Origin of the sequence: Streptomyces sp. NPDC097617, from assembly GCF_044761485.1 — a bacterium.
Classification (GTDB): Bacteria; Actinomycetota; Actinomycetes; order Streptomycetales; family Streptomycetaceae; genus Streptomyces.
Genome location: NZ_JBIWCL010000025.1, coordinates 137,330 through 148,710 on the forward strand (window position 1 = coordinate 137,330; position 11,381 = coordinate 148,710).

4 protein-coding genes are annotated in these 11,381 nt (G+C 69.7%); 1 reads left to right on the forward strand and 3 read right to left on the reverse strand.

Annotated elements, in window-relative coordinates; genetic code table 11:
- The first annotated feature begins 128 nt into the window (after nt 1-128).
- On the forward strand, nt 129-1,361 hold the full coding sequence (locus ACIQZO_RS31950) for a GNAT family N-acetyltransferase (RefSeq protein ID WP_403632893.1): 1,233 nt from the start codon (nt 129-131) through the stop codon (nt 1,359-1,361).
- A gap of 66 nt (nt 1,362-1,427) precedes the next feature.
- On the opposite strand, the gene ACIQZO_RS31955 is transcribed toward ACIQZO_RS31950, so the two are convergent.
- The 3 genes from ACIQZO_RS31955 to ACIQZO_RS31965 all read right to left on the reverse strand — a co-directional run bounded on the left by ACIQZO_RS31955 (nt 1,428) and on the right by ACIQZO_RS31965 (nt 11,271).
- Entirely contained in the window at nt 1,428-3,644 is a 2,217-nt protein-coding gene (locus ACIQZO_RS31955) for a germacradienol/geosmin synthase (protein WP_403632896.1), read from the reverse strand.
- 287 nt (nt 3,645-3,931) lie between these two features.
- Complete coding sequence (locus ACIQZO_RS31960; RefSeq protein ID WP_403632899.1) at nt 3,932-4,438, reverse strand: hypothetical protein; 507 nt, start codon at nt 4,436-4,438, stop codon at nt 3,932-3,934.
- Nucleotides 4,439-4,440: 2 nt separating this feature from the next.
- Entirely contained in the window at nt 4,441-11,271 is a 6,831-nt protein-coding gene (locus ACIQZO_RS31965) for a ricin-type beta-trefoil lectin domain protein (protein WP_403632902.1), read from the reverse strand.
- Between the last annotated feature and the right edge of the window lie 110 nt (nt 11,272-11,381).

Genomic DNA, 11,381 nt, shown 5'->3' on the forward strand with positions numbered 1-11,381 from the left:
GACAGGATCCGAAAGATACGACCGGGCTGCGCGGCCCGCCGGCCGGGGGAGGCCCGGACGGCGATCGACTGCGCCGTCCCGGTTATTTTGAGGTGACCGGTCCGCCATGACCGATTAGTCTCGCGATCATGGTGGACATCCGCGAGGTACCCGAGTCCGATATCGACCGTGCTCTGGAGCTCGCGTACCTGGTCTTCCACGACCGGCCCGAGAAGGAGGTCCGGGACAGACACCACTCGCTGCTCGCGAGTTGCGACCGGATCGGCGCCTACGACGGCGCCGCCCTGGTCGGTTTCATGGCCGCGCACGACTTCCGGCTCTCGGTGCCCGGTGCGGACCTGCCCTGCCCCGGACTCACCTTCGTGTCCGTCGCCCCCACCCACCGCCGGCGCGGCGTGCTCACCGCTCTGATGGCCGAGATGCTGCGGCGGACCGCCGCGGCGGAAAGCCCGATCGCCGCGCTCTGGGCCTCCGAGGCCGCCATCTACGGCCGTTTCGGCTACGGCAGTGCCACCACCGGCGCCACCATCGAGATCGACTCCACCCGCCCGCTGGCCCTGCGCATCGCCCCGGACCGGCGGCCGCTGCGCCTCGTCGACCCGCAGGAGGCCCTCGCCGTGATCGGGCCCTTCCACGAGGCCGCCCGCGCCGGGCGGGCCGGCCGTCCCACCCGCAGCGCGCAGCGCTGGTGCGAGGAGTGGCTGGCCGAACAGGACGAGGAGGACGAGGAGCTGAGCCCGCCGCGGATCATCGTCCTCGGGGAGGCGGACGAGCCGATCGCCGGGTACGTGCTCTACCGCACCAAGCCGGAGGACGGCGCCGCGGCGGTCCGCGTGCCGGGGCTGGTCCGGGTCGACGAGCTGGAGGCCGACACCCCGGCGGTCGCCGCCGCGCTGTGGGAGTGCGTGGCCTCCCTCGACCTCACCGGCAAGGTCTGCGCGTGGGGCCGTCCGGTCGACGACCCGCTGCTGCACTTCGCCGCCGACCGGGACCAGGTGCGCGTCACCGCCCAGTTCCCGGCGCTCTGGGTGCGTCTGGTCGACGTAGGCGCCGCCCTGACGGCGCGGTCCTGGGCCGCGCCGGTGGAGCTGGTGCTGGAGGTGCACGACGTACGGCTGCCCGCCAACGCCGGGCGGTTCCGGCTCAAGGCGGGGCCGGACGGGGCGACCTACGACCACGCCGACTCCGCCGCCGACCTGTCCCTGGACGTACGCGAACTGGCCGCCTGCTACCTCGGCGGGACCCGGGCCGGGGAACTCGTCGCGGCCGGACTCGTACGGGAGCGCACGCCCGGCGCGGCGGCTGCGCTGGACGCGGCCCTGCGCACGCCCGTACTGCCGCACACCGGCGACGAGTTCTGACGTACGGCGGGGGCGGCCGACGGACCGGTCCCGCCCCCGCGGCCGCCTCGCCCCGCCCCGCCGGGATCAGGCGGGCAGGGAGAGCCGGGCGGCCGACATGCCGAAGCCGGCGCCCAGGACGCCGGTGGACAGCAGGTCGGGCTGCCGATGCAGGTCCTGCGCGCGGTAACGGCGGATGTTCTCGTGCCAGTTGAGAATGCCGGCGTGCCAGTCCTTCAGCTCGCCCACGTATGCGTCCAGGGCCTCACGGGCCTGCGCGGAGAGCTTCCAGTCCGCGTAGAGCAGCGGCAGCTGGGTCGCCACGATGTGCTCGAACTCCTCGGTCCGCCGGGTCATCAGCTCGTGGCAGATGTGCAGGGCCTGCGGGTAGTCGATGTCGAAGAAGTTCCGCGTGACCAGGATGTAGTTGTGGACCTCGCCCTCGACCTCCACCTCCTTCTGGTAGGAGTAGATGTCGTTGATCATGCAGGCGGCGTCCGCGACCGCGTTCTCCAGTGAGCGGATGGTCCCGGAGGCGTAGATCTCCTCGGGGATGCCGCGGCCCCGGTGCCCGAGGCGGCACAAGTACATCGTGAGGTGGCTGCCGAAGGTGTGGCGGCGCATCTCGGCGTAGTCCACCGGGTCCGGGATCCGGTTCTGGATCTGGTTGTCCACCTCCCACAGCCAGCTCTCCAGCATGCTGACCAGCGTCGCCCGGAACTCGGTGCGCTGCCCGGCGGACATGCCGGCGCTGGTGCGCACCCACAGGTCGTCGAGCGCGCGCTCCAGCGCCGTCACCGGCTCCGGCCGGTCCGCGTGGTCGACCGGGATCATGGCGATCAGACGGGCGGTGGTCGCCTTGGCCGCCGGGAGGTTCCTGGCCTGGGCGAAGACCGCTGGGTAATAGTCGTCCCCGTACGTGCCCCAGGTCAGCCAGCAGGCGTTGAGGGCCAGCTCCTGCGGCGTCGCGTCGGGGTCGATCCCGGCCGAGCAGAGCGCGAAGTCGAAGCCCCGCAGCCGCTCCTCGTTCCAGATCGCCGAGCCGGGGTCGCCCGGCTGCGGGTCCAGCAGGCCCATCCGCCGGGACCAGGCGACGGACTCCTCGCGCGCGTGCGCCAGGTGGGGGCTCAGGCTGAGCCGGTGCGGCATGTAGATGTCGGGGATGACGGAAGGGCCGGTGTGCTCGAAGGGGACATGGGTGAAGGAGCGGTGGCGCAGCTCCATCGAGCGCCGCGCGAACACGGAGCGCAGGTCGAGCGCGGTCGTACCGAGCCCGGTCGGCAGGAAGGGCAGCCTCGCAGGGGCGGTGGGCCTGGCCTCCTTGTTCATGTAGCGGCTGGAGACCATGTGCCACTCGTGGCCGCCGGACTGCCAGTCCTGCAGTCCCTTGGCGTAGGCGAGGACGGCCGCGATCTCCGCCGGGTCCATCGCGTGGTCGGCGAAGAGCTGCGGGAGCTCGCCGAGCGCGGTGTGCTCGAACTGCTGGAGACGGGAGGTGAGCAGGTCGTTGGAGGCCTCGGCGGCTTCCTGGGTGGTGCAGCCGAGGAAGGTCTCCAGCACCAGGACGGCGTTGGACAGTTCGCCCTCGTCGGCGACCTCGCGCTGGTAGGAGAAGATGTCGTTCCTGATGTGCACGGCGTCGGAGAAGGCGTCGCGCAGGACGCCGAGCGCGCGGGAGTGCGCGACGCGCGCGGGGACCTCGGCGGACACGTACTCGATCAGGCCGGCCGACCAGGGGGCGCCGCCCACCTTGCGGCGCATCTCGATGTATTCGAGCGGGTTCGCGACGCGCCCGATGTTGATGTTGGCGAGCTCCCACATGGACTCGTTGAGGAGGTTCTTCGTGGACAAGGAGAACCGTTCCCGCCAGTCCGCGGACATCGCGGGGACCGTCCGCGCCCAGAGGTCCGCGAGCCCGGCCTCCACCGGGTTGGTCGGCTCGGGGAACCCGTCGGACAGGTCCATGGGCATGAAGGCGGCGAGCCGGTCGAGGTACCGCTTGGCGCCGTCACGGTCCTGCGAGCGCTTGTACATCTCCAGGAAGTGGTCGTCGAAGAAGAACACCCACACGTACCAGTCGGTGACCAGAGCCAGCGCGTCGCGGTCGCAGTCGGGGTGGGTGTACGCGCAGAGCAGCGCGTAGTCGTGCGAGTCGAGGTCGCTCTCCTCCCAGACGCCCGAACCCTCCAGCATCCCGAAGCCGCGCGCCCATCGCTTGGTGTGGGCTCGCGCATGCTCCAGGTGGGGGTTCAGTCGTGCCGGATAGGGCACATAGAAATCCGGCAGTTGAAACGGCTGCGTCACGGCGGGGTCGGCCTTTCTTCCATGGGTGCGGGGGCCCGGTCGACCCGGACCCCCGCACGAGATCAGCAGTGCCCTACCCCTGGTGACCACGGGATAAGGGGCGGTTCACCGCTTCAGGTGAGGATCCGGGCTTCCGCCGGCGCGGAGACCTCGTGGGGGCTAGGGGTTGGGAACGTCGAAGGTCCCCCGCTCATCGAGCGGGGGACCTTCACACGACGGGAGCGGGGAAACGGGAGAGGCCCCCGCGCTCGTCGAGCGCGGGGGCCTTACTGTCCCTCAGACGCCGGTCACCTCAGGTCCTCCGGCAGCCTGTCCCGGAAGACGCGGTGGTAGGCCGCGAGGCGTTCGGCCTGCTCGTCCATTTGGGACAGCAGCTCGTACGCTTCGGCCGAGGCACCGACCGTTTCGAACGCCGCCAGCTCCTCGTAGTAGAGCCAGACACCCTGACGGGCCACGTCCAGACAGGCTTTGGCGACGTCCTGCTGCTCACCGCCTGACAGGACGCCCAGGGTGTACAGCAGGTCCTGGCGGACTCCCGGAGCAGGACGCCCCGCCAGGGCGGCGAGGGCCAGGGAGGTGGTGGCGACGGCCGGATCCATCAGGTTCGACTGGATGCGGGCGTGGTTCTCCATCCAGTCGGTGCCCAGGTCCTCCGGGTCGCCTTCCAGGCGGCGGATGAGTTCCAGCGGAATGTGCTCCGCCGAATACCGGTTGGGTCCCCAGGAACAACCGCACGTGATCGCGGCCCAGTCGTGCAGTCCGGCTTCGATCCGGACCAGTTCCAGCGATTTCACGATCAGTGTCCTTCGTCTTCGAACAGTGCGATGTCCCACGGCACGACGGTCTGCCCACTTGAAGGACGCCGACCGTGGTCGATGCCGACGATGAACTGCTTCTTGTCGCGGAAGTCCGCCTGGCACTCGGGGCACACCGGCATGGGCTCGGTGTAGCGGACACCGTCCTTGCCCCTCTTCACCGTGACGGCGTGAGTGAACACTACATGCGTGGGGTCACCGCCCAGCAGACGGACCACGTTGCCCTCGGCACAGTACCCGCGCCCCGGCAGGAGCCCGCCCGAGCTGGCCATGGCCCGCTGCCCGGTCACCGTGTGGATGCCTCCGACGTAGGTGCGGCCCCTGATGGAACCCGGGTACCCCTTGGCGGTCGTGTCCATGGCGAAGTCGACGACCATGCTGTTCAGGTCCTCAAGGGCATCCGCCAGGTCCTTGTGGCCGCTGGGCGGCAGAACGGACGAGGCGAAGTCCGTCCCGGTGCCCTCACGCCGACTCCTCAGCTTCGCCGCGGGGAAACTGTCCCCCCACTTCGGGCCGGCCGTCTTGGTGGCCTTGATGATCTTGGGCCCCTTGGTCGCGAACTTCGCGCCCGCGCTGGCGGCGTTCATCGCCATACCGGCCCCGGGGAGGATCGGCATCAATATCTTGGTGATCTTGTAGGACCACCGGTACGCCCTGCTCGTGGAAGGCTTGCCGCCGAGGTTCTTCAGGAACTGGGTACCGCTCCAGAAGTTGGGATTCTCGCGATCGTTCTTGATCTTGCGGGCGCCCTCCCAGTCGCCGACAGAGGCGTGCGCGGCTTCGTTTATTTCGGAGACCCAGTCGATCGCCCCGTGGTACGCGCCCTTGGCCACGTCCTTGGCGCCCCTCAGCAGACCCTTGAGGCTCCAGAGTCCGGACGGGTCGCTGTTGGCGAGCGGGTTGTTGTTCGCGTAGGTGTACCCGTTCATCTGGAGCGGGTCGGTGATGTCGACGATCGGGTCGGCGCTGATGAACCGCCCGTTGGACGCCTCGTACTCGCGGGCGCCGATGTGGGTCAGGCCGGTGCTGCTGTCGTTCCTGCCCGAGCCGAGGAAGGCGCGGGCGCCCGGCCAGGTCGTGGCCATCGTGCCGCGCTGGTTGCCGTACGGGTCGAACTTGCGCCGCGTGACGGGCTGCCCGGCCTTCTGGTCGACCGCGACGGTGGCGGTGTTGTGTTGGTCGGTGAGCAGGACCGTCAGGCTGTGGCCGGTCGTCTTGCCACCCGTCTGACGCAGCGTGGTCGGCGCGCCGGGGGTGGTGTAGCCGCGGATGGCGTTGACGGCCTGGCCCGCCTTGTTGACCGTCACCTCCGTCTCACCCAGGTAGAGGGTGCGGGAGCTGCCCGTCTCCTCGATCAGCCGGTTGCCGTCGGCGTCGTAGAGGTAGGTGGTGGTGTTGTCGGCAGGCTTCCACTGCTGGTTGGGGCCTACCGCACAGGCGTAGACCAGCAGGTCGGTGCCGTCGGCGTCATTGCCGTTCGGGACGTCCACGCAGGCGTTGGTCGCCGCGTTGTACAGGGTGTTGTCGGCCGGACGGTGGACGAACTTCTGGTCGGTGCCGCCCTTGCAGGTGGACAGCACCGCCTTCCCGTTCAGCGCGGTCAGGCACTTGTCCAGCGCGCGGACGGTGTCACCGGTGAACTTCCACTGCTGCGCCCGGGTCTCGTTGCAGGTGTGGAGCTGGACGGCGGTGCCGTCCACGCCGGAGGCGCCGGCGACGTCGAGGCACTTGCCCGACAGACCGGTCACGGCCACCGCGCCGATGCCCGGGCTGGTGGCCGAGGTCAGCTTGTTGCGGCGGTCCCACTCCAGGGCCTGGGTGTTCCCGTCGATGGTGCGGGTCTTGGTGTTGCCGCCCGCGTCGTAGGTGTAGGAGGACTGGGACAGCAGGGTGGAGCCCTGCTTCTTCTCGACCTTCGTCAGGGCCTGCGGCTTGGTCTTGACCACCGGCTGGGGGCCGGGGGTCTCCACGCCGTAGGTGTAGGTGGTGGTCGTGTCCAGGACCGGGTTGGTCAGGTGGTGGTCGACCAGCGAGGTCCGGTTGCCGGTCGCGTCGAACCGGTAGGACTGCCAGTAGCCGTCACCGTCGGGGCCGGCCGTGACATCGGCCGGGGTCGGGCCCTCACAGGCCGCCGTCTTGCCCGTCCACACCTCCGTGAGCTGACCCAGCGGGTCGTACGCGAAGCACTGCCGGTCGACCCGGTTGCCCGGCTGGGTGTCCGTGATCGAGGTCGGGTTGCCGACCACGTCGTAGGCGTAGCTGAGCTGCGAGACCCGGTTGGGGCCGCCGGTCTCACGGTCCGCGATGGAGTCCTTCACGCGGCCCGAGTTGCGGTCGAACAGGTTGGTGGTCCACAGCCGGTTCGGAGCGCCGCCGGAGGTCGTCCGGAGCACCTGCCCGGACGGGCCGTACACCATGCCGGAGGTGTACCAGAGCAGGCCCGACTTGGAGATCAGCGAGCCGTCCCCGTCGTAGCGGCTGATCAGCTTCTCGGCCGCGAGGCCGCCCGGGGTGGCCGGGAGGGTGGTGGACTGGATCTTGCCGGTGGGCGTGTACGTCGCCCCATAGGTGTAGGTGCCCGCCAGGCCCTTGGTGGCCGGCCCGTCCGGGATGGTGACCTTGCTGCCGGTCGGGCGGTACTCCGCGTCGTAGCCCGTCACCTCGGAGGTGAAGGCCAGGCCGTTGTTGTACCGGGTCGCCGACACCGGGTAGCCCTTGGCGCCGGTCAGCGTGTCGTACGTCCAGGAGGCCACCTTGGGCCCGTCCACGCTGTCCTCGACCGTCGAGGTCGCGCGGTCCAGGACGTCGAAGTGGGTGAACGTCTTGCGTCCGGCGGAGTCCTCGGTGGAGACCTGCCGGTCGAGGACGTCGTACCCGTAGGTCGCGATGCCGGTGGCCGGGTCGTTCACCCCGGTCATCCGCCCGCGGGCGTCGTAGGTGTACGTCCACTTGTTGCCGGCCGGGTCGGTGACCTTGGACAGCTGTCCGCGCGCCCCGTACTCGTACTCCGTCTTGTTCCAGGTGGTGAGGTCGGTGGCCGTGTAGTTGTGGGTCTGGGTGGTGCGGTCGAGGGCGTCCGTCCAGGTCTTGGACGCCCGGCTGCCCTTCAGCGGGGTGGTGCCGTCCGCCGACATCCCGGTCCGTGTGAGCGTCGAGTCGCCCTCGAATCGGGTCACGGTCGAGTGCTGCGGCACGTCCTCGAACAGCGTGGTGGTGCGGACTGTCCGGCCTTGGCCGTCGTACGCCGCCTTCGTCGAGTTGGGGACCTGGAAGACGGTCTCCGGGACGAAGATCTTGGTGGCCGGCTCGCCCTCGGCGTAGTAGCCGTTGTTGGTCTGCCGGGCCGTGCCGTTGGCGTTGTACAGGGTGTCGCTGATGATCCGGCCGCCGCCGAGCGCCTCACCCTGGGTCTGCCGCGGCCGCATCAGGCCGTCGTAGATCTCCACGGAGGTCTGGTAGGTGCCGTTGTCCCGCAGACGGCGCGTGGTGACGGTCGGCGGCATGTTCGCGTCGAACTGGTACTGGAAGGTCGCAGCGGCCTTGTCGGTGGCCGGCTTCTGCGAGGGAGTCCAGACGGCCGCGTTCCGGCCGATGTCGTCGAAGGTCTTGGTGACCTTCCGCCCGTTGGCGTCGGTGGTCTCCAGGTCCGTGCCGCGGCCGGGGTCGGTCACGGTGGTCGTGGAGTGGCCCGCCGCGTTGGTCACCTTGGTGCTGAAGACGGTGCCGGTGGCCGGGGTGAAGGTGACGGTGTCGGCGTTGCCCGCGGCGTCCAGGGACTTCACCGCGCGGCCCAGCGCGTCGTACTCGGCACGCTGCTCGGTGACCCAGCCGGTGCCGGCCGCGTCGAGGGTGTCGATCTGGAACGCCAGGCCCTTGGCCGGCTCGGAGCCGAACGCGTTCAGGGCGTCGTAGGAGGTGCGGCTGTCCGAGAGCACGGCTCCCGTGGCGGCCTGAGCGCAGTCACCCGCCGTGTTGCGCTGCCGCTGGGGCAGCCCGACCAGGTGCTTGGCGGTGTTGTGCACGTACGTGTACGTCGTGCAGGTCTGCTCGCTCGCGTTCCAGCCGCCGGTGCCGTTGGGCGTGAGGACCTCGGTCTGGTTGGTGAGCAGCGAACCGTAGCCCGGGTCGAAGGTGGCACGGGTGCGTACCTTGCGGGTGCCGCCGCCGCTCGTCGACTCGATGGTGTCGGTGCGCTCGGTGCTGGTGCGGAAGGCCTCCAGCGGGGTGGTGCCGTCACGTGTCCGAGAAGCCGTCTTCTGGCCCCACGGCCAGTGCAGCTCACGGCTGTCGACCGCACCGTCCGCCTTGGTGTACGTGATCGTCTCGGCGACCTGACCCTGGTACTGGAGCAGGTCCTCGCCCAGTTCCTCGGTACCCGTGGAGTCCTTGACGGTGATCTTCGGGCGGCCGGCGTCGCCGGACATGCCGCGGAAGTAGCGGGTGCGGGTCTGGGACTGCTCGGTGGCGTCCGCCTTGCCGGCGTTGGCCGTCACACCCTTCTTCACCACCACCGACTCGTAGCCGCGCCACTCGTTGTACGTGCGCAGCTCCGGCTTGGTGAACTCGTCGGTGCTCTTCGCCCAGGCCGGGTCACCTTCGTAGGTGTAGCTGGTGGTGACGTCGGGCTGGCGGGAGACGCGGTCCTTCGTGACGACCTTGTCGACGACGTACTTGTTGAACCACTCCAGCGGCGGCTTCTCCAGATCCGGGTCCGGGGACCAGTGCGCCGGCATGCACCGGCTCTTGTTCTCCTCCGGCTTGGGGTGCGAGGTGCCGACCGGGCAGGGAGCGGAGTAGTCGACGTGGATCTCGCCGCCGGACTCGGTCCGGACGGTCTCCACGCGCAGGCGGTCGAAGTCCGGGGTCGCGTCGTTCGCGCTCTTCGCGACGCGGTTGGGCATGTCGACGACGTTCGGCAGGAAGGAGACCGGCGGCAGCACGGTGCCGTTCTGGTTGCCGCCCGTGTCCTTCGTGGTGCCGTAGCCGGTGCGGGTGACGGACTCCAGCCACAGGGGCGGGTGCGTGTCGGTACGCTGCTTGGGGAACGACTGCGTCAGCGACCAGTGGTCGACCTTGGACAGGTCGGTGGAGCCCTGGGTGCGCTGGGCCCAGGTGGTGACCGCCGTCAGTCGCTTGCGGGACCAGAAGGTCGGCGCCGAGTTGTAGCAGTCCTTGGCGTCGGCCTTGCAGTGCAGGGTGGCCGGGGTGTCCCACCAGGCCTGCTTGTCACCGTAGTTCTTGGACTCGAACTCGGTGTCGGTGCACTTGGTCGCGCCTTCCTGGACGCAGCGTTCGGCGACGGTGAAGTCGACCCGGGCGGGCGGGACGGCGGACAGGTTGCTCGTCCGCAGGCCGTAGGAGATCCGCGTCGGATAGCCGCCACGAACGTAGGAGACCTTGTCGGCGTTCTTCTCCTGGGACTTCTCGTTCGCCGCGTAGCGGTTCTTCTCCTGCGCCCAGTCGATGACCATGGCGTTGCCGTGGACGTCCTCGACGAAGTCGAGGTTCCAGCGCCAGGCCTGGCGGCAGAAGGAGTTCGCGTAGGCGGCCTGGTAGCAGGGCTCACCGGAGTGGTTTCCCACCACCGGCACCGTGAACACCGAGTTGGTGACCGCGCGGGTACCGGCGCCGTCCACGTCGTGGCGGCCGAAGTGGTACTTCGTGCCGTCGCGGGTGGTGACGACCCAGTACTCGCCGTCCTTCGCCCCGTTGGAACCGCCGGTCAGACGCTCCACACGCGCGCCGTCATCGGTGGCGCTGACCCACTTGCCGGTCGCGGCGTCGTGGACCAACTCGGTCGTGCCACCGCCGAGCGACATCACGACGCTGTCGCCGGCCCAGCACAGGTCGCTCTTCTTCTTGTCCGTGGCGTTGTCGTTGTTCGGCTTGCCCGGAGCGGCCTTCAGGTCGTCCGAGCAGGACCGGTAGCGGCGCTCGACGAAGCCCGGCTCCCAGTCCCAGCCGTCACCGATCCAGGACGCCTGGCCATTGGTCACGGAGGTCTTGCCGTCGACGGCCTGCGAGGAATAGGCGAACGAGATCTTCGGCGCGGGACCCGCGGGCGGCGCCGGAGTCGTCAGCGGGTAGTTCCAGGAGAAGCCGCCGCCGCTGCTGCCGGCGGTCCAGCTGCCAGAGGGGGAGAGGGAGGTGGCCTTGTAGGTGCCGCCGGCACCGGAGGCGGAGTCCGTCGCGGCCAGTACGGTCGGACCGCCGCCGCCGCTCAGAGCCATCGTGCGCAGGCCCTGACCGGGCGCGGTGGCCGGGTCGACGGTCGCGCGGACGGTCCCGGTGGCCGGATCGTTGCTGCTCGGAATGTCCTTCGCGGTACCGCACTCGGGAAGGTCCGGCGTGGTGAGGAAGCACGAGGGGAGCTGCTTGAGCTCCAGGCGGGTGGCCCATTCGGTGCCGTAGAGGTCCTCGAACTGCTTGTAGTCGAGCTGCACGTCGACCGGGGTGGAGCCCTCGGCCGGAGGCGTGACCTTGATGATCGCGCCGTCGATGCCGGCCGCCTCGGTGGCCGTGCGGGCTTCGACCGCCACCGACCAGGTGCCCGAAGGGTCGGGCGGAGTCGGGTTGCTCTCCGTCGGAGAGGCCTTGCCGATGCTGACGGGCAGGCTGCCCGCCTGAACCAACTGCGGCCCGCCTGCCGGGGTCAGGGCGACATTCGCCGAACCAGCCGCCGGGGGAGTCATCTTGGAAGGCTCGTACCCGGCCGGGGGCTGGACCGGTGCTCCGGCCCAGCCCTCCAGCTTTGCGGCCTCGACCTTGTCGAGCTTGGCTTTGAGGTCCTCCTGGAGGCCCGGTAGCTGCACTCCGGCGCGGTCACCCGGTGTCAATCCCCTCGAAGTGTGGAGTCCTTCCTATGCGGCCAGCCCCACAGTGAGGCCGGTCCAGTACTCGCGTTCGTAGTCGATCGGACTCT

Bases quoted from the DNA above. Each gene is read 5' to 3' on its own strand.
- ACIQZO_RS31950 (WP_403632893.1), top strand. From the start codon at position 129: ATGGTGGACATCCGCGAGGTACCCGAGTCCGATATCGACCGTGCTCTG.